At 65.5% G+C, this 26,882-nt stretch carries 25 protein-coding genes; 8 read left to right on the forward strand and 17 right to left on the reverse strand.

Features of this window, described 5'->3' with window-relative positions:
• Nucleotides 1-186: 186 nt before the first annotated feature.
• Together ACQP1T_RS01220 and ACQP1T_RS01225 are read right to left on the reverse strand one after the other, a co-directional pair.
• Nucleotides 187-948, reverse strand: coding sequence for a decaprenylphospho-beta-D-erythro-pentofuranosid-2-ulose 2-reductase (locus ACQP1T_RS01220; protein ID WP_062980951.1), 762 nt, complete (start codon nucleotides 946-948; stop codon nucleotides 187-189).
• Nucleotides 945-2,399: an FAD-binding protein gene (locus ACQP1T_RS01225; protein WP_433758099.1), complete on the reverse strand. Its 1,455-nt coding sequence runs from the start codon at nucleotides 2,397-2,399 to the stop codon at nucleotides 945-947. The genes ACQP1T_RS01220 and ACQP1T_RS01225 overlap by 4 nt, the downstream gene beginning before the upstream one ends.
• Nucleotides 2,400-2,550: 151 nt before the next feature.
• Here ACQP1T_RS01225 and ACQP1T_RS01230 point away from each other — a divergent pair, with 151 nt between their 5' ends.
• Nucleotides 2,551-3,009 (forward strand): GtrA family protein, encoded by a 459-nt coding sequence (locus ACQP1T_RS01230; RefSeq protein WP_433758100.1) that lies wholly within the window; start codon nucleotides 2,551-2,553, stop codon nucleotides 3,007-3,009.
• Nucleotides 3,010-3,311: 302 nt separating this feature from the next.
• On the opposite strand, the gene ACQP1T_RS01235 is transcribed toward ACQP1T_RS01230, so the two are convergent.
• From ACQP1T_RS01235 to ACQP1T_RS01245, 3 genes are all read right to left on the reverse strand, one after another.
• Nucleotides 3,312-3,932 carry a pyridoxamine 5'-phosphate oxidase family protein gene (locus ACQP1T_RS01235; RefSeq protein ID WP_433758101.1) on the reverse strand — a complete coding sequence of 207 codons (621 nt, stop codon included), beginning with the start codon at nucleotides 3,930-3,932 and terminating at the stop codon, nucleotides 3,312-3,314.
• Nucleotides 3,933-4,149: 217 nt separating this feature from the next.
• A complete protein-coding gene (locus ACQP1T_RS01240; RefSeq protein ID WP_433758102.1) occupies nucleotides 4,150-6,381 on the reverse strand; it encodes a molybdopterin-dependent oxidoreductase in 2,232 nt (743 codons plus the stop codon).
• 123 nt (nucleotides 6,382-6,504) lie between these two features.
• Nucleotides 6,505-6,984 carry a hypothetical protein gene (locus ACQP1T_RS01245; protein ID WP_433758103.1) on the reverse strand — a complete coding sequence of 160 codons (480 nt, stop codon included), beginning with the start codon at nucleotides 6,982-6,984 and terminating at the stop codon, nucleotides 6,505-6,507.
• 250 nt (nucleotides 6,985-7,234) lie between these two features.
• Here ACQP1T_RS01245 and ACQP1T_RS01250 point away from each other — a divergent pair, with 250 nt between their 5' ends.
• Together ACQP1T_RS01250 and ACQP1T_RS01255 are read left to right on the forward strand one after the other, a co-directional pair.
• The gene (locus tag ACQP1T_RS01250; protein ID WP_433758104.1) at nucleotides 7,235-7,861 is read left to right on the forward strand and encodes a DUF4282 domain-containing protein; all 627 of its coding nucleotides are present in this window, start codon (nucleotides 7,235-7,237) and stop codon (nucleotides 7,859-7,861) included.
• 139 nt (nucleotides 7,862-8,000) lie between these two features.
• Nucleotides 8,001-8,876: a helix-turn-helix domain-containing protein gene (locus ACQP1T_RS01255; protein WP_433758105.1), complete on the forward strand. Its 876-nt coding sequence runs from the start codon at nucleotides 8,001-8,003 to the stop codon at nucleotides 8,874-8,876.
• A gap of 4 nt (nucleotides 8,877-8,880) precedes the next feature.
• Here the strand turns inward: ACQP1T_RS01255 and ACQP1T_RS01260 are convergent, their stop codons facing one another.
• Nucleotides 8,881-9,303 carry a MarR family winged helix-turn-helix transcriptional regulator gene (locus ACQP1T_RS01260; RefSeq protein WP_433758106.1) on the reverse strand — a complete coding sequence of 141 codons (423 nt, stop codon included), beginning with the start codon at nucleotides 9,301-9,303 and terminating at the stop codon, nucleotides 8,881-8,883.
• 85 nt (nucleotides 9,304-9,388) lie between these two features.
• Here ACQP1T_RS01260 and ACQP1T_RS01265 point away from each other — a divergent pair, with 85 nt between their 5' ends.
• Nucleotides 9,389-10,846 (forward strand): MFS transporter, encoded by a 1,458-nt coding sequence (locus tag ACQP1T_RS01265; protein ID WP_433758107.1) that lies wholly within the window; start codon nucleotides 9,389-9,391, stop codon nucleotides 10,844-10,846.
• A gap of 70 nt (nucleotides 10,847-10,916) precedes the next feature.
• Here ACQP1T_RS01265 and ACQP1T_RS01270 read toward each other — a convergent pair whose 3' ends face one another.
• Both ACQP1T_RS01270 and rfbA read right to left on the reverse strand, forming a co-directional pair.
• Nucleotides 10,917-11,465 carry a dTDP-4-dehydrorhamnose 3,5-epimerase family protein gene (locus tag ACQP1T_RS01270; RefSeq protein ID WP_062980928.1) on the reverse strand — a complete coding sequence of 183 codons (549 nt, stop codon included), beginning with the start codon at nucleotides 11,463-11,465 and terminating at the stop codon, nucleotides 10,917-10,919.
• A gap of 3 nt (nucleotides 11,466-11,468) precedes the next feature.
• Nucleotides 11,469-12,341 (reverse strand): glucose-1-phosphate thymidylyltransferase RfbA, encoded by an 873-nt coding sequence (gene rfbA / locus ACQP1T_RS01275; RefSeq protein ID WP_433758108.1) that lies wholly within the window; start codon nucleotides 12,339-12,341, stop codon nucleotides 11,469-11,471.
• 221 nt (nucleotides 12,342-12,562) lie between these two features.
• Here rfbA and ACQP1T_RS01280 point away from each other — a divergent pair, with 221 nt between their 5' ends.
• Complete coding sequence (locus ACQP1T_RS01280; protein ID WP_433758109.1) at nucleotides 12,563-13,570, forward strand: alpha/beta hydrolase; 1,008 nt, start codon at nucleotides 12,563-12,565, stop codon at nucleotides 13,568-13,570.
• A 349-nt stretch (nucleotides 13,571-13,919) separates the two neighbouring features.
• Here the strand turns inward: ACQP1T_RS01280 and ACQP1T_RS01285 are convergent, their stop codons facing one another.
• A complete protein-coding gene (locus tag ACQP1T_RS01285) occupies nucleotides 13,920-14,627 on the reverse strand; it encodes a hypothetical protein (RefSeq protein WP_433758110.1) in 708 nt (235 codons plus the stop codon).
• Between the two features lie 305 nt (nucleotides 14,628-14,932).
• Between ACQP1T_RS01285 and rfbB the strand changes: the two genes are divergently transcribed.
• Nucleotides 14,933-15,940: a dTDP-glucose 4,6-dehydratase gene (gene rfbB, locus ACQP1T_RS01290; RefSeq protein WP_433758111.1), complete on the forward strand. Its 1,008-nt coding sequence runs from the start codon at nucleotides 14,933-14,935 to the stop codon at nucleotides 15,938-15,940.
• 1 nt (nucleotide 15,941) lies between these two features.
• Here rfbB and ACQP1T_RS01295 read toward each other — a convergent pair whose 3' ends face one another.
• Together ACQP1T_RS01295 and ACQP1T_RS01300 are read right to left on the reverse strand one after the other, a co-directional pair.
• Nucleotides 15,942-17,528, reverse strand: a complete 1,587-nt coding sequence (locus ACQP1T_RS01295; RefSeq protein ID WP_433758112.1) for a DUF2142 domain-containing protein — start codon at nucleotides 17,526-17,528, stop codon at nucleotides 15,942-15,944.
• On the reverse strand, nucleotides 17,525-18,505 hold the full coding sequence (locus tag ACQP1T_RS01300; RefSeq protein WP_433758113.1) for a glycosyltransferase: 981 nt from the start codon (nucleotides 18,503-18,505) through the stop codon (nucleotides 17,525-17,527). Before ACQP1T_RS01300 ends, ACQP1T_RS01295 begins: the two co-directional genes overlap by 4 nt.
• Nucleotides 18,506-18,613: 108 nt before the next feature.
• Here ACQP1T_RS01300 and ACQP1T_RS01305 point away from each other — a divergent pair, with 108 nt between their 5' ends.
• Together ACQP1T_RS01305 and ACQP1T_RS01310 are read left to right on the forward strand one after the other, a co-directional pair.
• Nucleotides 18,614-19,150, forward strand: coding sequence for a GtrA family protein (locus ACQP1T_RS01305; RefSeq protein WP_433758114.1), 537 nt, complete (start codon nucleotides 18,614-18,616; stop codon nucleotides 19,148-19,150).
• 122 nt (nucleotides 19,151-19,272) lie between these two features.
• Complete coding sequence (locus tag ACQP1T_RS01310; RefSeq protein WP_433758115.1) at nucleotides 19,273-21,168, forward strand: glycosyltransferase; 1,896 nt, start codon at nucleotides 19,273-19,275, stop codon at nucleotides 21,166-21,168.
• Nucleotides 21,169-21,222: 54 nt separating this feature from the next.
• Here ACQP1T_RS01310 and ACQP1T_RS01315 read toward each other — a convergent pair whose 3' ends face one another.
• The 6 genes from ACQP1T_RS01315 to wzt all read right to left on the reverse strand — a co-directional run bounded on the left by ACQP1T_RS01315 (nucleotide 21,223) and on the right by wzt (nucleotide 26,880).
• The gene (locus tag ACQP1T_RS01315; protein ID WP_433758116.1) at nucleotides 21,223-21,750 is read right to left on the reverse strand and encodes an O-acetyl-ADP-ribose deacetylase; all 528 of its coding nucleotides are present in this window, start codon (nucleotides 21,748-21,750) and stop codon (nucleotides 21,223-21,225) included.
• Nucleotides 21,751-21,813: 63 nt separating this feature from the next.
• Entirely contained in the window at nucleotides 21,814-22,665 is an 852-nt protein-coding gene (locus ACQP1T_RS01320; RefSeq protein ID WP_433758117.1) for an SDR family oxidoreductase, read from the reverse strand.
• Between the two features lie 184 nt (nucleotides 22,666-22,849).
• A complete protein-coding gene (locus tag ACQP1T_RS01325) occupies nucleotides 22,850-23,551 on the reverse strand; it encodes a hypothetical protein (protein ID WP_433758118.1) in 702 nt (233 codons plus the stop codon).
• A 122-nt stretch (nucleotides 23,552-23,673) separates the two neighbouring features.
• Nucleotides 23,674-24,795, reverse strand: a complete 1,122-nt coding sequence (gene rsgA, locus ACQP1T_RS01330) for a ribosome small subunit-dependent GTPase A (protein ID WP_433758119.1) — start codon at nucleotides 24,793-24,795, stop codon at nucleotides 23,674-23,676.
• A 202-nt stretch (nucleotides 24,796-24,997) separates the two neighbouring features.
• Nucleotides 24,998-26,044: a galactofuranosyltransferase GlfT1 gene (gene glfT1 / locus ACQP1T_RS01335; RefSeq protein WP_433758120.1), complete on the reverse strand. Its 1,047-nt coding sequence runs from the start codon at nucleotides 26,042-26,044 to the stop codon at nucleotides 24,998-25,000.
• Complete coding sequence (gene wzt / locus ACQP1T_RS01340) at nucleotides 26,041-26,880, reverse strand: galactan export ABC transporter ATP-binding subunit Wzt/RfbE (protein ID WP_433758121.1); 840 nt, start codon at nucleotides 26,878-26,880, stop codon at nucleotides 26,041-26,043. The genes glfT1 and wzt overlap by 4 nt, the downstream gene beginning before the upstream one ends.
• Between the last annotated feature and the right edge of the window lie 2 nt (nucleotides 26,881-26,882).

Below are 26,882 nucleotides of genomic sequence, written 5' to 3' on the forward strand. Positions count from 1 at the left end.
CCGCATCGACCGGTCCCGACGAACCGCGACGCTGCTATCCACCGAAATGGCGCGGTGGCGTGCGCTGATATGTCGCGTCGGCACCGAACCCGCCGGGCAGCCACGGGCCACGTGTTGCGGATATAGACGAGCCGCACCTGTCCGGCGCGAACGCGTGCGCGGTGAACGAGGTGCGGCTCGGGTGAATCAGATGGGCAGCTTGCGGAAGATCGGGCGCGGGATGTGGCGCAGGATCATCATCACGAAGCGGAAGGTGCCGGGCGCCCAGACCAGCTCCTTGCCCCGCTGCGATGCCGAAACCGCCAGTGCCGCGATGTCTTCCTTGTTGACGGTGAGCGGCGCCTCTTTGACGTGCGCCGAGAACCGGGTCCGCACCATGCCCGGCCGGATCACCAGCACGCGCGGTCCGTACGGGCGCAGCGCCTCGCCGAGTCCCAGGTAGAAGCCGTCCAGTCCGGCCTTGGTCGAGCCGTAGACGAAGTTCGAGCGACGCACCCGCTCACCGGCCACCGATGACATGGCGATGATCCGCCCGAAGCCCTGCTTCTTCATCTTCTCGCCGACCAGCACGCCGACCGAAACCGCCGCGGTGTAATTGATTCCGGCGACCTGCACGGCCTTGCGCTGGTTCTGCCACAGCTCTTCCGGATCGCCGTCCAGGGCGAATGCGACGATGGCGACATCGACATCGCCGCCTTCCCATGCGGCATCGATCACCTTCGGATGGCTCTCGGTGTCGAGCGCGTCGAAGTCGATGACGTCGACCTGGGTCGCACCGGCGGCCTTCAGCTCGGAGACGGCGTCCTCGCGCAGCGGATCACCGGGCAGCGCGGCCAGGATGATGCGCGCCGGACTCTTGCGCAGGTACTCGGCGCAGATCGCCAAGCCGATCTCCGAGGTACCGCCGAGCAGCAGGATGGTCTGCGGGTTGCCTACGGCATTAATCACTGGAGCTCCAGCCTTCTCGCCATATCGGACATGAAAACGCCTGTGGGATCGACACTTCGGCGGATCTTGATCCACTCGTCGATCCGCGGGTACATCTGGTGGAAGGTCTCCGCGGTGGTGCGCGAATCCTTCGCGGTGTACAGCCGCCCGCCGAACTCCATGACGCGGCGGTCCAGCTCACTCACCAACTCGTTCAGACCCGGCTTGATAGGGAAGTCGACGCAGATGTTCCAGCCCGGCATCGGGAAGCTCAGCGGGGCCGGATTACCCGGCCCGAACAGCTTGAAAACGTTCAGCGCCGAATAGTGCCCGGAGGCCTGGATATCGATGATGATCCGCTTGAACTCCTCGACCGCCTCGGTCGGCACCACGAACTGGTACTGCAGGAATCCGTTGGAACCGTAGCCGCGGTTCCACTCCGCGATCATGTCGAGCGGGTGGTAGAACTGCGTCAGATTCTGCACCTTGCCGGTGTAGTTGCCGCCCATGGCGTAGTACGCCTCGCCGATGGCCTGGAGCGTGAACTTGTTCATGGTCCAGTTGGGGAAGATATCGGGCACCGTCATCAGTTGCGGCGCATCGAATTTCAGCGGCTTCTTGCGCAGGCGCTTGGGTAGTTCGTCGACCTTGGCGAGGCGGCCGCGGGTGATGGTGGCCCGGCCGAGTTTCGGCAGCGGACTGATCACGTCGAACCAGGCGCTCGAGTAGGTGTAGTTCGCCTCGCTGCCGTCGCTGTGCGCGGCGATGGTCTCGTCGAGCGTGGTGGTCTTCACGCCGTCGTTGAGGAAGTACGCCGTCTCGGTGGGCGCCATCTCGATGGTCGCGCGCAGGATGATGCCGGTGAGTCCGTTGCCGCCGACGGTCGCCCAGAACAGCTTGGCATTGCGCTTGGGCGTGATGTGCTGCACCTGCCCATCGGCGGTCAGCAGCTCGATCGAGCGCACATGGTTGCCGAAGCTGCCCTCGCTGTGATGGTTCTTACCGTGGATATCGGAGGCGATGGCGCCGCCGATCGTCACCTGACGGGTGCCGGGCAGCACCGGAACCCATAGCCCGAACGGCAGCGCGGCCTTCATGAGCTGGTCCAGGCTGACGCCGCCGTCCACATCGACGATCCGGGTGTCCCGGTCGATCCGGTGGATATTGTTCAGCGCCGTCATATCGACGACGAGGCCGCCCGCGTTCTGCGCGTGATCGCCATAGGAGCGGCCGAGCCCGCGCGCGATGATGCCGCGACGCAGGTGGGCCGGCTTGGAGTCGTTGTCCTCGGCGACCATGGCGACGGCCTTGGCGATCAGTTCGGGATCGCTCGTCGAGAGCACTTCGGAAGATGTTGGTGCGGTGCGACCCCACCCGGTCAATGCCTTGGTCCGCGTCGGCAGCGCATAGGTGCCGTCGGTGACATTGCCGGAGTTACCGGTTGTGGTGGCGGTCGGAGCTTTCGTGGACATCGGCATAGAGGCTACATGCATGAGCCGATATCCGGTCGGCGTCGTCGTACTCCCCAGTATGTGAGGTAGGACATCGGTTCCATCGCGCCGGACGAACGTCCGATGGTGCTGGAGTGCGCGTGTCCCACGTCACCCCGTTACGCTCGTCGGCGTGCAAGCCGAACCCCACCTGCCGCTCCCGGCCGAACTGCCGCTGGTCGACGAGCCGGCGGGAACCGATGTCGACCTCAAGACGCAGATCGTCCGCTTCACCCTCACCGGCGGCCTGTCGGCGATCGTCGACTACGGGATCTACAGCTTTCTGCTGAACCTCATCGGCCTGCCGGTAAGCGTCGCCAAATCGATCAGCTTCATCGCCGGCACCACCACCGCCTACCTGATCAATCGCCGCTGGACCTTCCAAGCCCCGCCGAGCCGCACCCGCTTCATCGCCGTCGTGGTCCTCTACGCCGTGACCTTCGCCGTCCAGGTCGGCATCAATGCCGTGCTCTACGCCACGCTTCCCGGCGACTGGTGGCGCCAGCCCCTGGCCTTCGTCATCGCCCAGGGCACGGCGACGGTCATCAACTTCGTCGTCCAGCGCCTGGTCATCTTCAAACTCGGTGTCTGATTTGCAGCGCCTTCGGCGCTGCGTGTTCGCGGCCCCCCTTTGTCTCGCGTCCGAGCCGTCGAGACTCGCGACTTCGTCGCATGCGCTTCGACGGCTCGGACGCGAGACGGGCCGCGAACGGTCGCTCGTAAGACTCGCTCCGTGGTGGTTGGGGATGGCGCAGCGTTCGGCACTTGGTGCACGCGTGCGGGGTGATCGAGTGCCGGGGTGTGCGGCGCATGCGCTTCGACGACTCGGCCGCGAGACGGGCCGCGAACGTCGCTCGTAAGACTCGCTCCGTCTGGGGCGAGTATGCAGTCCGGCTAACGAACCAGCGCGTCGGCGTTGGCCTGCGCCTTCGCTCCGAAGTAGTCGCCGCCCTTGGCGCGGATGTTGTCGGTGCCCCACTCCCGCTGTTCCCGCGCCGCGGGAACCAGATGCGGTATGTGCTTGCGACAGTGGATGTAGGCCTCTTCCACATCGACGACCACCCAGTGTGCGGCGGCTCGCCCCTTGAGGTTCTCCGGCAGCTCCGGGACGTTGCGGCGCAGCGCGGTGTCGTCGACGATCCGTGCCGAACCGTTGATGTGTAATCCGATCAGATCCTGGACGAAATCGATTAGCAGGATGCCTACGTGTGGGTTCTCCAGAATGTTGCCGAGACTGGCGTGCACCCCGTTGCCGCGGTATTCCGGATAGGCAATCGTGCGTTCGTCGATCACATGCAGAAAGCCGGGCGGGCCCGCGCGCAAGCTTGCGTCGCATTCGCCGTGTTTGTCCGCGGTGGCGATGAACGCCATATCCATCCTGGCGATGAATTCGATCATCGTCGGGTTCAGCTGATCCAGTACTTGATCTTGGTAGAAGCGTTCGGCGCGGTCCCGCGTACCGTACCTGTCCTGTAGTTCGTGCTCACCGTCACTGCCACAACGTGTACCGGGCATCGCGCCCCCTCTGGTAGCTGGAATCCGGCACACCGCAACGGGTTCGACGCTGAGCCCGCGACTAAACCGAAATCCTGTCCATTTTAGTCTGGCAACACAGCAAAATCCACGTTGAGAATGCACTGAATCTTTAGTTAGCGCAAGGGTTTCCGAAAATTAGCTACAATCCGACCGGCCGGAATTTTTGATAGTCGTGACCGGTCGGATCGAGCACAGCTCAGGCGGGCGTCAAGGTCACCGGAACGCCATTGAAGACCGCATTTCCGGACGGCACATCCACCACCGAATCATCGGTCAGCACATTGGCATTCACCCCGGCGTGCGCCCGGGCCACCGTCTGCGTGCTGTCGGCATGTCCCCAGCCGTGCGGCAGACTCACCACCCCGGGCATGATCGCCTCGGTCGGCTCAAGCGGTACCGTCAGCGTCCCCGCGGCGGACTTCACCACGGCGGTATCGCCGAGTCCCAACCGCGCGACATCCGCCGGATTGATATGCAGCGTGCAGGTATTCGACCCGCTGACCAGCGTCGGGATATTGTGCATCCAACTGTTGTTTGACCGCAGTTGCCGCCGCCCGATCAGCACCACATCGGGCGCGGCATCGTCGAGCCGGGCCCGCATCCGCGCGACATCGTCGAGCAGCGGCTGCGGCGCCAACTCCACCCGCTTGGACGCCGTCCGCAGCACGCCGGGCAGCCGCGGTTGTAGCGGTCCGAGATCGACGCCATGCGGATTGTCCAGCAGCACCTGCAGATTCAGTGTGCTGTATTGGTCTCGGCGCTCCCCGGGCCCTTCGTGGGCCCGCCCGTCGCTCGCGCCGGCATTCCACTCGCCGTACGGTCCGAGCCGCAGCATCAGGTCGATGCGCTGCTCGGTGCTGTTGGACCCGATGAGTTCGGGTCGCCGCTCCGGTATGCCCGCCTTGTGCAGCATGCCCGCGATGATCAGTTCATCGACGCCGTTCAGCGCCTCCGGTCCGGCGGGCTGCCCGGTGAGCGCGGCCCCGAGCCTGGCCAGGATCTCCGACTCCGAAGGCCGATCGCCGAGTGGAACCAGCGGCCGCGAGTACCGCGCGTAATTGCGAACCGCGAACTGCAGCAAGGCGAAGTCGTAGTGCGGCGACTGCGTCGGCCGCGGCGGCGGCAGGATCACATCCGCATGCCGGGTGGTCTCGTTCAGGTACCGGTCCACGCTGACCATGAAGTCCAATTGCGCGAAGGCCGTATCCAACCGGGGCCCACTCGGCGCGGACAGCACCGGATTACCGGCGACGGTCACCAGCGCGCGTACCTGCCCCGCACCCGGTGTGGTGATCTCATCGGCCAGGGTGGCCACCGGCAGTTCGCCCATCGCCTCGGGCAGTCCGCGCACCCGGCTGGCCCAGCGTCCGGTGCGGAACGGCTTGGTGCGCGGGATGCCTCCCGCCGCCGCCTTGGCGAACATGGCTCCGCCGGGTGCGTCGAGGTTGCCGGTCAGCACATTGATCACCTCGACCAACCACTGGGTCAGCGTGCCGAATTCGGCTGTGCAGGTGCCGATGCGCGCGTATACCGCCGCGGTCGGCGCCGCAGCCAACTCCTGCGCGATCCGGATAACCGTCTCGGCGGGAATACCGGTTCGAGCCGAAACCGCCTCGGGTGTGAAATCCGCGGCGGCCGAGCGGACTTCGTCCAGCCCCGCGACATCCACGCGGATATCGGTCAGACCTTGTTCGAACAACGTATGCACGATGCCGAACAACAGATAGGCATCGCTACCCGGCCGGATGAACAGATGCTCGTCGGCCAGCTTCGCGGTCCGCGTCTCCCGCGGATCGACCACGACGAATTTGCCGCCGCGCTTGCGCAGCGCCTTCAACCGACCCGGGAAGTCCGGTGCGGTGCACAGCGATCCGTTCGACTCCAGCGGATTCGCGCCCAGCATCAGCAGATAATCGGTGCGATCCAGATCCGGTACCGGCACGGTCAGCGGGTCACCGAACATCAACCCGCTCGCCACCTGTTTGGGCATTTGATCGGCGGTGCTCGCCGAAAACAGATTCTTGGTGCCGAGCGCCCGGATCAACACCGGCACGTACAGCGCCCCGGCGACGGTATGCGCGTTGGGATTGCCGAGATACAGTGCCGCCGACTGATTTCCGCGCTCGGCCACGATCGCCGGGAAGCGTGCGGCGATGAGTTCGAATGCCTCGGTCCAGGATGCGGTGCGCCAGGTATCGGTGGCCCGGTCGCGGATCATCGGTTCGGTGAGCCGGTCCGGATCCTCGTCGAGATGTCCGAAGCTGGCTCCTTTGGGGCAGATGAAACCCTTGCTGAACGGATCCTGCCGATCCCCGCGAACCGAGGTCACATGGTCGTTCGAGTCCAGGGTGATCTCGAGTCCGCAGACTGCCTCGCACAGCGGGCAGGTCCGCAACAGCGTCCGGGAGTCATCAGTGAGCTGGGCCATAACCCCATCATCGCGCGCGATGGATCTCCGCGCATGAGGAAACAAGAATGACCGGTATCCGCGGGTAGCGGATACCGGTCATCGGCGGGCCGGGGCAGTGCGGACCCCGCCCGGATCAATAAGTCAGCAGGCGACGGTGTCGACCGTGCTGCGACGCGAGAGCGCCGAGCGAACCGCGGCGCCGATCGCGACTACCGGCGGGATCCAGCGGGCCTCGCCAGGAGCCACGCCCCAGCAAGCCTCGCCGGTGGTGAGCTGAGTGGGGGGCAGCGGGATGCCGTCGCCGGCGGTGTAGATGGTGACGCCCGCCTCGCGCAGTGCCTCCAGCGCCATCGCGGCCTTGCGCAGGCCGGTGACCAAGTGGATCTCGCGACGCTCGGCGCCGGGAATCTCGATAACCGGACCGGTCAGGTTGTTCGCGCTCAGGAACCGGCGAACCTCGCCGGCCAGCTCACCGCTGATCTCGATACCCGACAGATCCTCATCCGTGATCAGGCAGATTCCGTTGGTCGTTTCAGCGATCGTCCACCCGCGCTGGATGTAGTCCTGCGCCGCGGCAGTCATCTCTGCCGCCGATGCGGAAGTCGGAAACGTGGTGCGCACTGTCTTTCTCCATTCCCCGATAGATCTGGGTCCTGCATACGTGGGGGGTATCGGGACGGGGTGGGGTGGGCGTTACGGGTTGTACAAAAGATCTTGGTGACTGTCGGGTTCGTCTCACCCGGTGCCGATCGGCTATCACTGAGACACCCCTTTGAACGGGCCTGCCACCGCCGAGGCGTCATGGCGGGCACACCTATTGTGTGAATCCACTCCTATTGGCGGGGCGTCGAATTGGGGGAAGGATCGCAATATGAGTGAGCATCGCGGTATCGATTCGACTGGCGGTCGGGTGACGGGTGGGCGCGCGGCATCACGAAGCGATTCGGCAGGTGGGGCCCAGGAGGCCGATCATGTCGGCGCGCCGGAGGCGGTGGAGTTCGAAACCGAATCGCGCTGGATCGCTTGGAAGGAAACCGCTTCCAAGCGGTTCTCGCGCGCCCCGGAAGCCGAACCCGCCGAACCCTTCGAAAGTCCACGTGCCTGGACCGCCGATGCCGCCCGCGGCCTGCTCGACGTGCAATTCCACCGTCCCGCGACCAGGACGCTGCTGCCGCTGGCCTACATGCTCGGCCTGGCCTTCGCGATCGGCCTCCCGATCGCGCTGACGGTGCTGATGTGGCAGGTCTCCGCGGTGCTCGGCGTGCTGGCCGCCTTGATCGCGATACCGCTGGGGCTGACCATCGCGGCCGTCGTACGCCTGCTGCTCGAATTCTTGGAGAACGCGTCCAAGCTGGCGACCAAGGTCGAGCACATCGCCGATCTCGCCGACGATCTGTTCCAGGCGCTCGCCGATGTCGCCGAGCCGGTCAACCAGCTCTCCGAAGACGTTCGCGCCGTGCAGTTCTGGCGCTTCCGCAAGCGCGGTCAACGCAAGTAGAACCGGGCTGAGTTGCCGGATCATGGCCTGCGGGAACCTGTTCGTCGCCGTTGCGCCTTTGGCGTGCCCGGGACACTCGTCGTGACCTGTGTCGGATTTACTGTGAAACAATGCTGTTCGGATATCGCGAGGGGGAAGCATGGCTTTACCGCAGGGCACGACCGGATCGACCATGCCGCGCAGGCAGCTCGGCCGACATCTGCGTGATCTGCGCAATCGCGCCAGGATGACCACTCGGACGGCGGCCAAGCAGCTCGAATGGTCCGAGGCCAAGATCTGGCGGATCGAAACCGGGCAGACCTCATTGCGCAGCCTGGATGTCGAGGCCATGTGCAAGATCTACGGTGCGCCAACCGATCTCGTCGAACCGCTGACCGCGCTGGCCAAGGAGACCAAGGCTAGGGGTTGGTGGACCGGCTACAGCGATGTGATCGCCGAGGGTTTCGAGGTATATATCGGCCTCGAGGAGGCCGCCCGTGCCCTGGCCACCTATGAGAACGAGCTGATCCCCGGACTGCTGCAGACCGAGGCATACACCCGCGCGCTGCTGAAGGCCGCGCGTCCGCAGGCGTCGGAGACCGAAATCGACCGTCGGGTGCAGCTGCGCACGGCCAGGCAGGCATTGCTCACCCGCAAGGATTCGCCGCTGCATCTGGATGTGGTGATCAGCGAGTCGGTGCTGTGGCGGCGGGTCGGCGGCGTCGAGGTGACCGTCGAACAGCTCGCGCACCTGCGGCGCATGTGTGATCTGCCGAATGTGCGAATCCAGTTGGTGCCGTCGGATTCCGGCTACCACGACGGCATGGATTCGGGTCCGTTCGTCCTGCTCGAATTCGCCGATGCGGCGCAGGCGGAGCTGCGCGAGCCGCCGGTGGTCTACGTCGAGGCGTTCACCGGTCCGGTGTACCTCGACAAGGAACACGAAATCGACCGCTACCGAACGGTCTTCGCGAACATCAAGTCGGTCGCGGTGGATGCCCGCGCCGGTATCGAGGAAGCGCGCGAGAGTATCTAGCGCCTCAGCACTTCTGCCGACTGCCCCAGGTCCGCCCGAGCACCTCGCGATGGGTCGGCAGCGCGGCCTCGTAGACCTCGCGACCCTTCTCGGTCAGGCAGACGAAGATCGCGCGCCGATCCTCGGCACACATACTGCGCGAGACCAGTCCGTCGCGCTCCAGCCGCGCCACCGCGCGGGAGAGCGCGCTCTGGCTCAGGTAGATGTCGTTGGCCAGATCGCTCATCCGATAGTCGCCGCACGCGGCATCGACGAGCCGGTCCAGCGTCTCGAATTCGCTCAGGCCGATATCGTGCTTGCCCTGCAGCTCCTTCTCGAGCGCACAGCTCACGGCGGCGTGCCGGTCGAGCAGCTCACGCCACTCGGCGACCAACCCGGTGGGCGCCACATCGCGCCCGGGTAATTGTGTTGTCGACAGCTTCGACATGGCCCTATCCTAGTGCTCCCGATCAGCTGATGCAAGCGCATTAAATGTGTTGGCATTTAATGTCGGCGCATGTAATGTTCCGCCCATGACTTCTGCAGCAACCCTTTCGGCCGCGACGGCGACCGATCCGATCAGATGGTCCACCCGTCTCTGGGGCATGCTGATCACCCTCTGCATTGTGTTGTTCCTCGATGGTCTCGACGTCTCGATGATCGGTGTGGCGCTGCCGTCCATCGGCGCCGAGCTGGATCTGTCGACTTCCACCCTGCAGTGGCTGGTCAGCGGCTACGTGCTCGGTTACGGCGGCCTGCTGCTGTTGGGCGGCCGCACCGCCGACCTGCTCGGGCGGCGCAAGGTCTTCCTGATCGCACTCGCCGTCTTCGCGGTGGCCTCGCTGGCGGGCGGTCTGGTCACCTCCGGCCCGCTGCTGATCCTGACCCGCTTCATCAAGGGCCTGGCCGCGGCGTTCACCGCCCCGACCGGTCTGTCCATCATCACCACCAACTTCGCCGAGGGCCCGGCCCGCAATAAGGCGCTGTCCATCTACACCGTGTTCGGTGCGGGCGGTTACTCCATGGGTCTGCTGTTCGGCGGTCTGATGACCGGCATCGGCTGGCGCTGGACCTTCCTGCTTCCGGTTCCGATCGCGCTCGCCGCACTGGCCGCGGCCTGGGTGCTTGTCCCCAAGGACGAGGCCGCCGAGGAGGGTGGGCACGACATCCTCGGTGCGCTGCTGTCCACCGCGGGCATGCTGCTGCTGGTCTACACCGTGGTCTCCGCGCCCGAGGTGGGCTGGGGTTCGGCGCGCACGATCGCTTCGTTCGTCGGCGCCGCGGTGCTGTTCGCCGGATTCGTCGTGGTGGAGAAGAAGGTGAAGTACCCGCTGGTGCGCCTCGGCATCCTGCGCAAGGTGACGTTGGTCCGGGCCAGCCTCGCGATCATCGCGGTGGCGGGATCGTATTTCAGCTGGCAGTTCATCGTGACCCTGTACCTGCAGGATTCGCTGGGCTGGTCGCCGCTGAAGCTGGCCATGGCGCTGCTTCCGGTCGGTCTGCTGGTCGTCGCCTCGGCGTTCTTCTCCGATAAGCTCGTCGACCGCTTCGGCACCGGTCCGATCATCGCGATCACCATGGTCGTGATGGCCATCGGCTACCTGCTGTTCCTGCGCCTGGACACCACCCCGTCGTATCTGACGATGATCCTGCCCGCGGTGCTGCTGATCGGTATCGGCTGGGTCGGCTTCCCCGCCATCAACATTCAGGCGACCAACGGCATCGATGACGACGAACAAGGCCTTGCGGCCGGTGTGCTGCAGACCTCCATGCAGGTCGGCGCGGCCATCGTGCTCGCGGTGAATACCGCGATCATCTCCTCGGGCGACCACGGCGCGAGCACTGCGTCCGCGATGCTCGACAACTTCCGCCCTGGACTGCAATTCGCGGCGGGCGTCGCCATTGTCGGCGCGCTGATCGCCCTGACGGCCTACCTGCCCAAGCGTGCCAAGGCGCGGGCGCAGGAGCCGGAATTGGAGCTCGTCGGCTGAATCCCTTCCGCCGACGGTAGGTCGAACGTCACCGCATCCCTCCTCATCGGGGGCGGTGACGTTCGGCGTTCTACGAGAAAGGCGGAGCGGCAGCGTCTTTCGGGGATCGGATATACGTCAACGGCTGGCCGTCCAGACCGACCTTCGGCCATTCGATGCCCAGCCGCGGATCGAAAGCGTCTATATCCCTGTCGAATTCGGGCGTGTACTCGATGGAACAGAGATAGGTGACGGTGGACTGGTCCGCCAGCGACAGGATCGCATGGCCGAGTCCCTCGGACAGGTACATCGAGCGCCGATCGACATCGTCGAGCACCACGCTGTCCCAGCGGCCGTAGGTGGGCGACCCGGGCCGCAGATCGACGACGACATCGAGGAACGCACCGCGCACACAGGTCACATATTTGGCCTGTCCGGGCGGATCCTCGGTGTAGTGGATGCCGCGCAGCACCCCGGCCGCCGAGACCGAGCAGTTGACCTGGCGCAGATCGAACGGCCGACCGGTCACCTTCTCGAATTCCGAGGCCTTGAACGATTCGCAGAACATGCCGCGCTCGTCGCCGAACTGGCGCGGGGTGATCACCCATGCCCCCGGCACGGCGAGTTCACGGAACTCCATCGCTCACCAATCCCGTCCGCGCTCGAGCAGATCGAGCAGGTAAGTCCCGTAGCCGGAGCGAACCAGCGGTTCGGCCAGCGTGCACAGCTGTTCGTCGTCGATGAAGCCCTGCCGCCACGCGACCTCTTCGGGCACCCCGATTTTCAGGCCTTGGCGCTGTTCGATGGTGCGCACGTAATTCGCGGCGTCCAGCAGCGAATCGAAGGTGCCGGTATCCAGCCAGGCGGTACCGCGGGCGAGGACATCGACGCGCAGCCGATCCTGTTCCAGATAGGCGCGATTGATATCGGTGATCTCGTATTCGCCGCGTGCCGACGGTCGCAGCCCGCGCGCGATCTCCACGACATCGTTGTCATAGAAATACAGCCCGGGGATGGCGTAGTTGGACCGCGGCACCTTGGGCTTCTCCTCGATCGAAACCGCTCGGCCCGCGGTGAATTCGACGACGCCGTAGGCGGTCGGATCCGAGACCCAGTACGCGAACACCGCGCCGCCGTCGATCGCGGCGAAGCGTTCCAGGCTGGTACCGAGGCCGGGTCCGTGGAAGATATTGTCGCCGAGCACCAATGCGGCGCTCTCGCCGCCGATATGGTCGGCGCCGAGGACGAATGCCTTGGCGAGGCCGTCCGGTTCCGGTTGCACCACATAGCTGATCGAGATGCCGAACTGCGAGCCGTCGCCGAGTAGGCGGGCGAACGCGTCGGCGTCCTCGGGGGTGGTGATCACCAGGATGTCCCTGATGCCCGCCAGCATGAGCGTGGAAAGCGGGTAGTAGACCATCGGTTTGTCGTAGACCGGGACCAGCTGTTTGCTCACCCCGCGCGTGATCGGGTGCAACCGGGATCCGGTGCCACCGGCCAAGATGATTCCGCGCATGGTCATCGAGTCTGCCAGGCGTGGCTGGCTCGGCTTCGGCGAGGTTCCGACTGGCCTACAAATTGATCACGAACGTTTAGTGCTTCGGCGCGCCGGGCGATATATGTTGCGTAGATCACGTTATGGTGTTCTGAAACATCAGCGTGTGAGATGTCAGCGTCGACTCTCGCCTGGAGAACCGTTCGGTCGGGCTCGGCGCGCCAGTGTGAGGTAGGTGCGCGATGGTGGCGATCAGCGGGAGTGAATTCGACGCGGGTGATCCGGGTCTGTTGATGAATCCGGACGGCCCGAGCGCATCGGCCCGATTGCTGCTGGCGACCTGCCTCGGTGCGGTGCGACCGGTATTGCGCATGTTTCCGGTCAGCCGCACGAGCATCCCGATCGGTGCTTTCGCGATCGACGGATTGGCCCGACTGCGTCCGCAGCCGCGCGGTGTCGATCGGGAACAGGTGACGCTGAACGGTTTTCGGATGGAGATCCTGCGTCCGTCGGGCGGCTCGCGCGCCCTGCGGCACGGCGCAGTGCTGTATATGCACGGCGGTGGCTTCGCTGTCTGCGGTCTCGGCACCCATCGCCCGATCGCGGCCAGCCTGGCCCGGCGCACCGGACTGCCGGTCGTCAATGTCGACTATCGCCAACTGCCCGGGAACAAGGTCTCCGCCGCGATCGAGGACTGCCTGACCGCCTACCGCTGGCTGCTGCGGCACGGCGCGGACCCGGCCAGGATCATGTTCGCGGGAGATTCCGCGGGCGGCTTCCTCGCCTTCGCCACGGCACTGCGCGCGATCGAGTCCGGGATGCCGTCGCCGGGCGGGCTGATCGGGCTGAGCCCACTGCTCGATCTGGACTACGTCGCCAAGCGGGAATACATGAATGTCGCCCGCGATCCCTATCTGCCGCTCTCGGCACTGGAGGCGGTGGTGCGGATCGGCGCCGAGGTGGACGGGGTACTGGATCCGCTGGTGTCGCCGGTCAACGGCGCCTTGGCGAGTCTGCCGCCGGTACTGCTGATCACCGCCGAGGACGAGGTGCTGCGCTATGACTGCGAGCTGATGGCCCGCAGGCTGACCGCCGCTGGTGTGCCGAACGCGCTGGAGATCTGGCGCGGTCAAGTGCATGCCTTCATGGCGATTGCTCCGAATCTGCCCGAGAGCAGGATGGCTCTGGCCCGGGTCTCCCGGTTCGTGCGCGCCCGCCTCGAGCACCCCCAAAGGGCTCGGACGGCTTGACCTGGATCGGCCGGACGAGTCGCGAACCCCGCATCCGGACCTCGCCTTTCGGCGGCGGTCCGGGGCGGGGTTCTTTGCTGGAAACCGCGAGGGTGAATTCCCCTCTGGCATCCGGAGAATTCCGGCGGGGACGCACAGCGGCGCTATTTGGTTCAACTTGATTTACGTTTTGTTCATCTACGCGACGGTTGAAATTACCGCGACGCCGGACAGATCACGGCCCTCGTTATGCGCAAACTCCGCCCGGCCATTTCGGTCCAGCGGCGTTCAGCAGCAGAAACCCCGCCAGATCGCTGACCGGGCGGGGTTTCCTGGGCTCGTTTTCAGTTGTGCGGAGCCGTCGTTCGACTTACTTCGGCGCGTTGAACGGCGCGGTGGTGGTGGCGAAGTACTGGATCGCCGCACCGATCGCGACCGGAGCCGTGATGAAGATCTGACCGGCCAGGGTGCCCAGCGCACCGATGGCGAGGATGCCAGCGACGCAGCCGACGGCCGCGGCCGGGATGAACGGGCCGAACAGACCGACGATGGTGGCCGAGGCGATGGTGGCACCGGCGATACCGCCGAGCACGCAGCCGAGAGCGCCGCCGCCGAGGCCGCCGACGAGGGTGCCGATGGTGGCGCCCATGGCGATGGTGTCCTTCATGCGGTTGAAGGCAGCCAGCTCACGGTCGTATTCGGTCTTGAAGGGGGCCTTGTCCTCGAAGGGCAGCGCGACCGGCTTGTAGGTGGCCTTCGCCATGTCGAGCTGCGGGGTGAGGGTGGCGGTGTGGTCGGCGATGTCCGCGGCGATCGGGAACTCGAACTCATCGACGCGGAAGGTGAGCGGGGTGCCCGCGACGGTGGTTCCGTTGGCGGCCTTGATCTTGAGGGCGTTGTCCTCGACGACCAGCGAGCCGGAGTCGATCGAGATGATGGACTGGGTGTCGGTCGAGTTCGCGGTGAAGTTGATCGGGGCGTCGGCGGATTCCGCCGGTGCCGCGTTGACGGTGCCTGCGGTGATGCCCATGGCGGCGATCAGCAGTGCCGACGTCGCGGCGAATTTCCTCATCAGCATTTGTTTTGGACCTCGATGTGAAGCGTTCGGGGGGACTAGACGATCGAAATCTAGACCAGCTAACGCGTGGTGAACCCGTTGTGACCGTTAATTCAAATTTTGTTCACCATCGCGACTCGAGGCTTGGTGGGTTCTTGGAAATGTGGGCGCTGACCATGGTTTTTCACAAAAGACTGAATCACGCTTCTTTCTTTGCGATTGTCCAGAGTGATTAACATCACAGATTGGAACTCTGGTCCCGCAGGTACATACAGCCGCACCGGTCCGACGCCGGCGAGCCGCGCGGGCGACGTAAGGTCATGGGCGTGCGACTGCTCGTAACCGGCGGGGCCGGGTTCATCGGTGCGAATTTCGTCCAACAGACCGTGGCCGAGCGTCCCGACGCGACCGTAACCGTCCTCGACGCTTTGACCTACGCGGGAAATCGGGCCTCACTGGCGCCGGTGGCCGACCGCATCGACTTCGTGCACGGTGATATCGCCGATCTGGATCTGGTCGACGAACTCGTCTCCGGTGTCGACGTCGTGGTGCACTTCGCCGCGGAATCGCACAACGACAATTCCCTCGCCGAACCCTGGCCGTTCGTGCAGACCAATATCGTCGGCACCTACTCACTGCTGCAGGCGGTACGCCGGCACGACGTGCGCTACCACCATGTCTCCACCGACGAGGTCTACGGCGATCTCCCGCCGGACGGACCCGCATTCGACGAGAACACCCCCTACAACCCGTCCAGCCCCTACTCGGCCACCAAGGCCTCGAGCGATCTGCTGGTCCGTGCCTGGACCCGCTCGTTCGGTGTCCGCGCGACAATCTCCAACTGCAGCAACAACTATGGGCCGTACCAGCATGTGGAGAAGTTCATCCCGCGCCAGATCACCAACCTCATCGACGGCGTGCGCCCGCGCCTCTACGGTGCCGGACATCAGGTGCGCGATTGGATCCACGTCGACGATCACAACCGCGCGGTGTGGGACATCTTGGAGCGCGGGCGAATCGGGCAGACCTATCTGATCGGCGCGGACGGCGAACTCGACAACAAGTCGGTGGTGCGGATGATTCTCGCGGCGTTCGACCGTGATCCGGACGATTTCGATCATGTCACCGACCGGGCGGGCCACGATCAGCGCTACGCCATCGATGCGACGCTGCTGCGCACCGAACTCGGTTGGACGCCACGCTATTCCGACTTCGCTGCCGGACTCGCCGCGACGATCCAGTGGTACCGCGATAACGAATCCTGGTGGCGTCCAGCCAAAGCCACGACCGAGCGCGCTTACGTCGAGGCCGGCGAAACGACCATCAACGCCTGAGTCAGCCCCAGACGATCGAGTAGTACTTCCACAGCGCGGCGATCAGTGCCACCAGTGTGGCCGCGATGACCGCGACTGCCGGACCCTTGGTGGGCGTCCGACCGCTAACATCGGTGAGTCGCAATGGCATCCAGCGCAGCAGCACCGCGAGTGCGATGATCGCCAGCGGCACGAAGTACCGGCCCTGGACGCCGTCGATGATGTAGTAGCCGACCGGCGTGAACGACATGTACAGCGTTACGTAGATCATCGCGACGCTCGCGAGTACCGTCAGTGCGACGATCAGCGTGCGCCGGAAGGTGGCGGTCGCGGTGTTCATCCGATCCGCGATGCCGATGCTGACCGCGAAGGCGAACAGGCAGGCCAGCATCGACAACGCGGGGACGTCGATGTAGGCGAAGCCGAGTTCACCGAAGAACTGGATGAACCACCGCTGGTCGCGCAGCGCGATGCTCTCGCCGAAGGTGTTCACGAAATTCACCGGATCGGTGAGGATTCCGTGCAGCTGATCGCTCGGCCGCACCGAATTCCACTGGTGCTGTGGGCGCATCAGACCCATACCGTCGGTGGTCGGTCCGGCGATCTTCATCCAGACCGCGAACACCAGCGCGCCCAGTCCCGCGAAACCCCATGGGATGAAACGCTTCCAGGTGGCCGCGTTACCGAACGCGAACCGGTTCGTCGGCACCAGCACCACGAGCATGGCGAGCAGGACGTAGGTCGGCTTGCTGACCGGCAGCAGCAGGGTCGCGCCGAGTAGCGCGGCGGTCTCGGTGCGGCCGAGACCGTCACCGAGGAACAGCGCCTTGACCAGCAGGGCCGAAACCAGGATGGCCAGTGCGTTGGTCATGGTGTCGGCGGTGACGGTACCCGCCTGGAACACCGCGATCGGCAGCACGGCGACGGTCGATGCCAGCCACTGCACCCGGTGCGCGCGCAGCGCCCACAGACCGAATCCGACCAGCGCGAGGTAGGCGGCCAGGCCAGCGAGGCGGGTCAGCAGCATCATCGCGCCGACATTCAGTCCGAACAGCTCCGCGACCCGAATACCAACGGCCGCGGGGATATACGGCACCGGCGAGTAGGCGGCGGTGTTGGTGAACCAGACCGGCTCCTCGGCCTTGGAAACCGCGGCGCCCTCCATCCGGGCATAGCTGCCCGGATCGGCCACCATCGGATCCGGCTCCTCCGGATTGGTGGTGTAGTCGTGCAGCGCGTAGCCCATCAGCTGGGTGATGCTGATCGGCACATCGCCGCCATAGGAGATGCCGCGCTCGTCGTGGATCCGCTGCGGCAGGAAGCCACCGTGCGCGACCTGGTAGGCGCGACCGAACTGGGTGATTTCATCGTGACCCCAGAACGGCGGGGTGATCCAGGCGAACAGTGCGCCGAAGACCGTGACGACAATGGTGAAGGCAACCGTTGCCGCGCCGAAGCGAGCCACGATCCGGCGTCCGAGGTCGCGCGCGGAGTTGGGTCTGCTCGAATCAGGTTCGCCGGCAGCGGATTCGGGTGCCGCGACATCGTTGTCGGCGGTCTCGGGTTCCGGATTCGCGGTGGTCGCGGTTCGATCCGCCGACGTGGTCAACGCTGCGCTCCACCGGTGTGCGCGTCACCACCACGCGCGTCATCCGCGCCGACGGCCGAGTAGCGCAGGTAGACCAGCCGGGCGGCCTCGTGCCGGGAGCGCCGGATGCCGTCCAGGATCAGACCGGCGGTCCAGGCCAGGCTGCCGAGCAGCAGCAGGGTGAAACCCAGGAACAGCGTCGGGAACCGGGGCACCTCATGGGTGTTGTAGAACTCGACGACTATCGGAATGGTCAGGATGATCGAGACCAGCCAGCTCAGCGTGCCGAACAGTCCGTAGAACGCGACCGGTCGCTCATGCCTGGCCAGGCCGATGATCAGCGCCAGGATCTTGAATCCGTCGTGGTAGGTGCGCAGCTTGCTCTCACCGCCCGCGGGCCGATCGCGGAAGCCGACCGGAACCGCGGTCCGCGGCACCCGCAGATGCAGGGAATGCACGGTCAGTTCGGTCTCGATCTCGAATTCGCGCGAGACGGCCGGGAAGCTCTTCACGAACCGGCGCGAGAACACCCGGAAGCCGCTGAGCATATCTTCGACATTCTCGCCGAACACCTTTCCGACCACTCCGTTGAGCACCTTGTTGCCGGTCTCGTGGCCGGAGCGGTACGCCGAGGCGCCCTCGTCCTGTTTGCGGACGCCGAGCACATGGTCGTACGGACCGTCGAGCAGTGTCTTGATCATCAGCGGCGCGGCCGACGCCTCATAGGTGTCGTCGCCATCGATCATCAGATAGATATCGGCCTCGATATCGGCGAAGGCGCGGCGCACCACATTGCCCTTGCCCTTGGTGTGTTCGTGGCGCACGATCGCACCGGCCGCGCGGGCCCGCTCGGCGGTCGCGTCGGTGCTGAGGTTGTCGTAGACGTAGACGACGATTCCCGGCACGGCGGCCTGCAGGTCGGCGACGACCTTGGCGACCGAAGCCTCCTCGTTGTGGCATGGCACCACTGCGGCAATTCGGAGCTCGGTGGAGTCCACCCGGTCAATCCTCGATGTCGGCGGTGAATGGGGAACACCGGGAGGGTACAGGGCGGTACCTGTTGGTGCTCACTCGGTTCACCGAGCCTACTGGGGTACCGTCGCCGAGTGTCTTACCCAGAGCAGCCCGTGTCATTCTCCGAACGGTCCGGCTCACCGCAATCCACGCCGGTCGACGAGCCGCTGATCGCGAAGGTGATCGCCGCGCTGCGGCGCGGCGGTGCCTTCCTGGTGGTCGGCGCGATCGGCTTCCTCGTCGACGCGGGCACCTACAACCTGCTGGTGTTCTGGGGCGGCGAGGGCGTTTTGTACCACGCGCCGCTGCCCGCCAAGATCATCGCGATCGCGGTGGCCACGGTGGTGACCTACTTCGGCAACAAGTGGTGGACCTTCGGGCACAAGAAATCCGACAATCCCGGGCACGAGTACCTGTTGTATGCGGTATTCAACATTGTCGCTATCGGCCTGCAACTGAGCTGTCTCGGCTTCTCCCGCTACCTGCTCGATCTATCGTCGCCGCTGGCGGACAACATTTCCGGCACGCTAATCGGCCAGATCGTCGCGGTGGTATTCCGCTATTGGGCCTACGACAAATTCGTATTCGTCGGTTCTTCGGACATCTCGGCAAATGATAAGCAACCATAACTAGTTGGACCGCCCCGGTTCCTGGACAGGCAGCCGCCGAGCCCGATTGATATCCTCGGCCCGCCGCGAAGGCATCCAGGGGCGTGTCTGTCCCGTCGGCACCAAACGATTTCGAGGACTTCATGGATCAGTCGGCTACCCAGGCCGTTACCGAGACAAATGACCGACCTTCGACCGCGCCCGCCTCGCTGCGCGTGGATCATCAGGCGCCCGATCGGCTGGTGCTGCAGCGCGGCATCTTCACCGGCCCGTCGGCGAAGGTGAGCGACGAGCTGTATGCCGTCGTCAAGGGCCGCGCCCATCGGGAACGCCTGGAGCTGAGACTGGAGAAGGGCGCGTCCGCGCATACCAACACCTACTTCGGGCGCTTCGCGGCCAGCTACTGGCAGCGCTGGACCACGGTCACCGAGGTGTGGGCCACCATGGTGCTCGATGTGACCAAGAAGGCCCGCGTCCGGGTGGTCGCCTCCGATATCGCCGGGCACCGCCGGATCATCGAGACCGCCGAGATCACCGCCAGCGGCCCCGTGACCCTGACCGCACCGCTGGACCAGTACGTCGACGGCGGCGCGCTGTGGCTCGAATTCGATGCCATCGGTGGCGAACTCGGCATTTCCGCGCAGACCTGGACCGCCACCGCGCCGGAACGTGTGCGCCCGGTCGCCATCGCGATCTGCACCTTCAACCGGGCCGCCGACTGCGCCGAGACGGTCGCCGCACTGGCCTCCGATGCCCCGATCCTCGAGGCCATCGACGCGGTCTATGTGGTGGATCAGGGCACAGATCTGGTGCAGGACCAGGCGCGTTTCCAGGAGACGCTGCCGATCTTCGGTGACAAGCTGCGCTACATCCGGCAGCCGAATCTCGGTGGTGCGGGCGGCTTCACCCGCGGCCTGTACGAGGTGTCGGCGGTCAACGAGCACGCCGATGTCATCCTGATGGACGACGACATTCTCTGCGAACCGGAAACGGTACTGCGGCTCAACGCCTTCGCCAATCTGACCGTGGAACCGACGCTGGTCGGCGCGCAGATGTTGTTCCTGCTCAACCCGGATTACCTGAATGTCGGCGCCGAGGAAGTGCATCTGCACGAGCTGAAGCACGGCCAGAAGGTGCCGAAGGCATTGCGCAACATCAGCATGCTGAAGAAGAACCAGGAGCGCCGCGTCGACGCGGGCTACAACGCCTGGTGGACCTGCCTGATCCCGGCCGAGGTGGTCGCCAAGATCGGGTTGCCGGTGCCGATCTTCTTCCAGTGGGACGATGTCGAATACGGCATCCGGGCCCGCGAGCACGGGTTCGTCACGGTGACGCTGCCGAATGCCGCGGTCTGGCACGCCGACTTCTACTGGAAGGACTACGACGACTGGGCGCGCTACTTCAGCACGCGCAACTCGTTGATCGTCGGTTCGCTGCACACCGATCTCGACGGCAAAGCCATTACCCGCCAACTGTTCCGGAATTTGGCCGAACATCTGGTCGCGATGCAGTACGGTCTCGTGCACACCACGCTGCAGGGCATCGAGGACTTCCTGCAGGGGCCGAAGATCCTGCGCGACGGTGGAATTGCCGCGCTGGCCGCGGCCCGCACCAGCCGCGCCGATTACGCCGAGACCATCAAGCATCCGGCCGCGACCCCGCCGGTGCGCTCGGCCGATATCCAATTGCGCAGGGCCGGTGGTGAACCGAGTCGGGTCACGGCGGTGCTGATCAAGCGGGCCATCACCCAGTGGACCGGGCGCACCCAGCGCGGCCTGATCGGCGTCACCCGCGAGGACGCGCACTGGTGGCATGTTTCGCTGTTCGACCACGTCGTGGTCACCGACGCCTCGCAGTCCGGCGTCCGGGTCCGGCAGCGCGATAAGGCTCGCGCGCGCGCCCTGCTCGTCCGCACCATCCGCGTCCTGCGCCGCCTCCGCCGGGAACTGCCCAAGCTCACCCAGCAGTACCGCGCCGCCATGCCGGAGCTGACCAGCCGCGAGAACTGGGAGCGGCTCTACGGCATCGAGCCGAACTGACCCGAACACTCGCCGCGCCTATATCCCGGCGTAGCGGACCAGAATCAACGAGCATCAGCGCAGTGCGGTTGCGAATGCGCCGTACGCGTGCTCGTCGAAGAGAACGAAGTGAACTTCCGTCACATTCGTCGTCGCTTCGCGCACCGTCTCGATGGCGATCCGCGCGCCGTCCTCGATCGGCCAGCGGTAGATGCCGGTGGAGATGGCCGGGAAGGCGACGGTGCGCGCGCCCAATTCGTCTGCCACCCGGAGTGATTCGCGGTAGCAGGAGGCGAGGAGGGCGGAGCGGTCCTCGGTGGCGGACCACACCGGGCCGACGGTGTGGATGACCCAGTTCGCGGCCAGCCGACCCGCGGTGGTGGCGACGGCCTGCCCCGTCGGCAGCCCCTTGCCGAACCGCGATGCGCGCAACTTCCGGCAGGCATCGAGAATTTCGGGCCCGCCTGCCCGATGGATCGCGCCGTCGACACCACCGCCGCCGAGCAGCGAGGAATTGGCCGCATTGACGATCGCGTCGACCTGCTGCTTGGTGATGTCACCGCGGACCAGCGTGATCTCGGCCGGGTTCGGTTGTCCAGTCACGTCATCGACGGTAGCGGGTGGGCGCGGGGTTCATCGTCAGCCACGCGCCCACCCTCGGGTCGGTCAGAGGAACAGGTCGGTGGTCAGTTCGGCGTCGCCGGGGACGACGCGGTATTTGTCCAGGTCGGTGATGCCGTGGGCGGCGAGGACTTCGTCATCGAGGAAGAAATTGCCGCTGGTCTCCTTCGACGGTGAGGTGAGGACCAGGTAGGCGGCGTCGGCGTAGATATCGGGGGTGCGCGAGGTGGCGATCATTTCCTCGCCGCCGAGCAGATTCTTCACCGCGGCGGTGGCGATGGTGGTGCGCGGCCACAGTGAGTTGACGGCGATACCGTCGCCCTTGAGCTCCTCGGCCAAACCCAGTGTGGTGAGCGACATTCCGTATTTGGCGATGGTGTAGCCCAGCGCCATGCCCGCCCACTTCGGGTCCAGGTTGAGCGGCGGGGACAGGGTCAGGATGTGCGGGTTGCGGCCCGCCGCGGCCGATTCGCGCAGTGCGGGAATGCTGAGCTTGGCGAGCAGGAAGCTGCCGCGGCAGTTGATGTCCTGCATCAGGTCGTACTTCTTCATCGAGATGGCGTCGGTGGGGGACAGATCGATCGCCGACGCATTGTTGACGACGATATCGATGCCGCCGAACCGCTCGACGGTCTGGCGCACGGCCTCGGCGACCGACTCATCGATGCGCACGTCGCCGACGAACGGCAGTACGGTCCCGCCCGCCTGCTCGAGTTCCGCGGCGGCGGTATGAATGGTGCCGGGCAGCTTCGGATGCGGCTGGTCGGTCTTCGCGATCAGGGTGATATTCGCGCCGTCGGCGGCGGCTCGCTTGGCGATCTCCAGACCGATGCCACGGCTGCCGCCCGACATGATCATCGTCCTGCCCGCGAGCGGCTTCGATCCCGGTTCCGTCATGACCTGCTCCTGTCGTCCGGGCCGCGGGTGGGTGCGCCCGCGACCGTGCCGACCCGTTCGAGCGACCGGCGAGCAGTCGCCGACGGGTGTTGTGCACGTCAAGGGTAACCCAGGCTCCTATGCAACCAGTTGCATAGGGATCGCGAAGAACGGGCGCCGGAACCCCGGCGCCCGTTCGACGTTGTCAGATGCTGGCCGCGCCAGCGATCAACACGATGTTGAGCAGGATCATCAATGCCACGATGGCCCAGCTGATGTAGATGAAGATGGCGCCGGGCGTCTTCTGCGGAACCGGGCCGATCGCGCCGTTGAGGAAGATGATCGCGGGCGGCTTGTAGTAGAACCGCGCACCCTGACCTTCCTGGATCACCGCCGTCGTATTCGCCGGACCCATATCGAACAGCCAGGGCGTGACCACCTTTACGTGGTACTGACCGGGACCGACCGGTATATGGTTCTGGCCCCACCGCGTATTCGGCACCTGCTGACCGTTCACCAGAATCTTCGGCTTGGTGATCGCCAGCAGGAAGGCGAACCATTCATAAGAGGCCTCGACCGTGATCCCCGGCGGGGCGGGTGCCTGCTGCGGAGCCGGCTGCCCATAGGAGGGCTGCTGGCCGTATGGCTGCTGCCCATAGGGTTGGGGCGGCTGACCATACGGCTGCGGCTGGCCGCCGTACTGCGGCTGCGGAATATGCGGCTGACTGCCGTACGGCGGCTGCGGTACCTGCGGTTGGCTGACCGGCGGCTGCCCGGCGGGCGGCGCGTATTGCGGTGGCGCACCGTAGGTATTCGGCGCGCCCTGCGGCGTCGGCTGACCATATGCGGGCTGCCCGGGCCATTGCCCTGGCTGGCCCTGAGGCGGATACCCGCCGGGGTAACTCATCGGAACCCTCCCGTATTAGCGATTGTGCGTGCCGACCCTACCGTGTTGCTGCGGCGTTCGCTGGGCCCACGGTTGGGGGCACCTCCTGCGGGGGCCGCGGCTCCCGCCGGGTACTGGTCGGATCAGCGCCGCGATCCGCGCTCCTGGTAGAACTGCCGCTGCTGCTTGCGGATATCGCGCCAGACCTTGGCGCGTTCGGCTTGTAGCCGCTTATCCGATCGCGCTGCCATCCAGGCGTTTTCCCGTCCGAGTTTGCGGTAGCTGTCGAAGCGCCGCTGGGTGAGCGCGCCGCTGTCGATGGCTTCCCGTACCGCACAGCCGGGTTCGCCGTTGTGCGCGCAGTCGTCGAATCGGCAGTGCGCCGCGATGGATTCGATATCGCTGAAGGTTTTCTCGATGCCTTCGGCGGCATCCCAGAGGCCGATGCCGCGCAATCCGGGTGTATCGATCAGCGTGCCGCCGCCGGGCAGCGGCCGCAGCTCCCGATGCACAGTGGTATGCCTGCCCTTCTTGTCCACGCCGCGAACGGCGTTGGTGGCGAAGACTTCCTGGCCGAGCAGGGCATTGGCCAGCGTCGATTTTCCGACGCCGGACGGACCGATCAGCGCGACGGTGCCGTCGAGCATCGCGGTGAGCACATCGAGTCCGAATCCGGTCTCCGCACTGACCGCGAGGGTGACCGCGCCGGGCGCGACGGCCTGCACCTCGTCGAGCGGAATATCCAGCGCCGCATCCGCTTTGGTGAGCACCACGATCGGCTGTGCGCTGCTCTCCCAGGCCAGTGCGAGCATGCGCTCGATCCGCCCGAGGTCGATATCGCCGTCGGCCGCGCTGCAGATCAGCACGGTATCGACATTGGCGGCGAGGACTTGGCCCTGTGCGCGTCGGTCGGCGGCCGAGCGCATGATCGCGCCGCGGCGCGGCAGCAGCTGTCGCACATTGAGTTCGGCGTCGATGCTGACCCAGTCACCGGTGCACAGTCCGCTGATTTCGGAGTCGGCATCCCGCCTGAGCGGGTCAGGCCGAGAGGAGGCAGCTCGCGTAACCACGGACGGCCCCCGCTCAGGCCAGACCAAACGCTGGCAACGGGCGCGCGTGGTCCCGCTCGGTGTCGCGACATCGCATTCGCTGCGGTCCATTCGGATCACCCGCGCGGGGACGCACCCGTCGTGGATGAGCGAGTCGTATTCATCGGCAACGGCTTCGGTCCAGCCGTAAGGGACGAGGAGGTCGTAATCGACCATGATGGAAGGAATCCTTCGTCGGGCGCCGAGCCCGAACCGGACTCAGCGAGAGGTATCTGAGGCGGAAATTCGTGCGACAGCGTGCGATTGCACAGCTGCTCCCGGCACGACAATCCGAACGGTCCGTGTCACGATCTCCACCTCCTCACTCTCGTCTCGACGTTGCTCGCCCACTTTGGCATGGCCCGCAGACCCGCGCAAACTATTTTTCGTCGGTGGTCTTCTGGTCCGGGGTCGGCTTGCCGAACTGCTCGTTGCGGCCCAGGCTGCGCAGGTGGAACCATTCGCGCAGACCGGCCGGATCGCGGCGGGTGACCAGGAAGAACCAGGAGAAGCGGATCCATTCCTGGGGCAGCAGTTTGCGCATGCCGGGCTGGGACATCAGATAGCCGCGGTTGCGGTAGGTGAAGTAGCGCTTGACCGGATCGTCCGGGTACTGGGTGTGCATGCGGCCGCCGAGGATCGGCTTGAATTCGGCGGCGCCGTTGGGATGCAGGTAGGCCGTCTGTAGGCAGGTGCCGAACGGCAGACCGGAGCGGACCAGCCTGCGATGCACCTCGACCTCGTCGCCGCGCACGAAGAGCCGCAGGTCCGGAACGCCGATCAGATCGACCGCCTTGGCCGAGATCAGCGCGCCGTTGAACAGTGAGGCGATACCGGGCAGGAAGTCTTCGTCACCCAGTTCCGAACGTAGCCGCCGCCAGACCACGCCGCGGCGCAGCGGGAAGGCGAGGCGATCCGGTTCATCGATATCGCAGACCACCGGCGACACCTCGACCAGACCGTGGCGACCCGCGCAATCGAGCAGGGTGGCAAGGACTTCCGAGCCGTCGGGGCGACCATCGTCGTCGGCCAGCCACACCCAGTCCGCGCCGAGGGTCAGCGCATGCAGCATGCCGAGTGCGAAACCGCCCGCGCCGCCGAGATTATGCGCCGAGCCCAGATAGGTGGCCTCGACCGGCTGCTGGGCGACCAGCTCCGCGACCTCGGGTTCGTTGGCGTTGTCGACCACGATCAGGTGGTCCACCGGACGGGTCTGGGAGACAAGGACTTTCAGCGATTCGGCGAGCAGCTCACGGCGTTTGTGGGTGACGACGACGGCGACGATCTTGGCGTCGGGGCCGGTGCCGGCTGGGGTGCGGGCGGCTTCGATTTGCGCGGGGGAAGGGTCGTCGGAATCTGGCACGGAGTCGATCGAGGCCTCGCGCCCCGCGTCGATCGGGGCGTTCTGCCCGGTCGGCTCACTCATGCCTGATTCCGCTCCAATTCTCGCTCGGTTCCCATTTTCCGTTCCGCTTCTATTTCGCGCAGCACGGTGGCGACGTGATTGCCCGCATCCGGGCCTTCATAGGCACGCACCACTTCTTCGATACCGCCGCGCAAACGGATCTGCCCGTGGTCGACCCACATGGCGGTATCGCAGAGCTGGGCCAGAAATTCGTTGGAATGGCTGGCGAACACCAGGATGCCCGAGCGGGCCACCAGTGATTGCAATCGGATCCGAGCCTTCTTCATGAATTCGGCGTCCACCGCGCCGATGCCCTCGTCGAGCAGCAGGATCTCCGGATCGATGGAGGTCACCACACCCATCGCCAGGCGCACCCGCATACCTGTGGAATAGGTACGCAGCGGCATGGACAGATATTCGCCGAGTTCGGTGAATTCGGCGATCTCATCGATCTTCGACAGCATCTGCTTGCGCGTCTGTCCGAGGAAAAGCCCGCGGATGATGATGTTCTCATAGCCCGAGATCTCCGGATCCATGCCGACGCCGAGGTCGAATACCGGCGCCACTCGGCCGCGGATGCGGGCACTGCCGCGCGAGGGTTCGTAGATTCCCGAAAGCAGCCGCAGCAGTGTCGATTTGCCCGCGCCGTTATGTCCGACCAGGCCGACCCGGTCGCCCTCTTTCAGCGAGAGGGTGATGTCGCGCAGCGCCTCGACCACCACGACGTCGGACTGATTGCGGCCGATCGCACCACCGGCCTTGCCCAGAAATGCCTTTTTCAGCGACCGCGATTTGGCGTCGAAGATCGGGAACTCGACCCACGCCTGGCGGGTTTCGATACTCACATGGTCGGTCATCG

This window comes from Nocardia sp. CA-135398 (assembly GCF_050955845.1).
In the GTDB taxonomy this organism is placed as follows: domain Bacteria; phylum Actinomycetota; class Actinomycetes; order Mycobacteriales; family Mycobacteriaceae; genus Nocardia.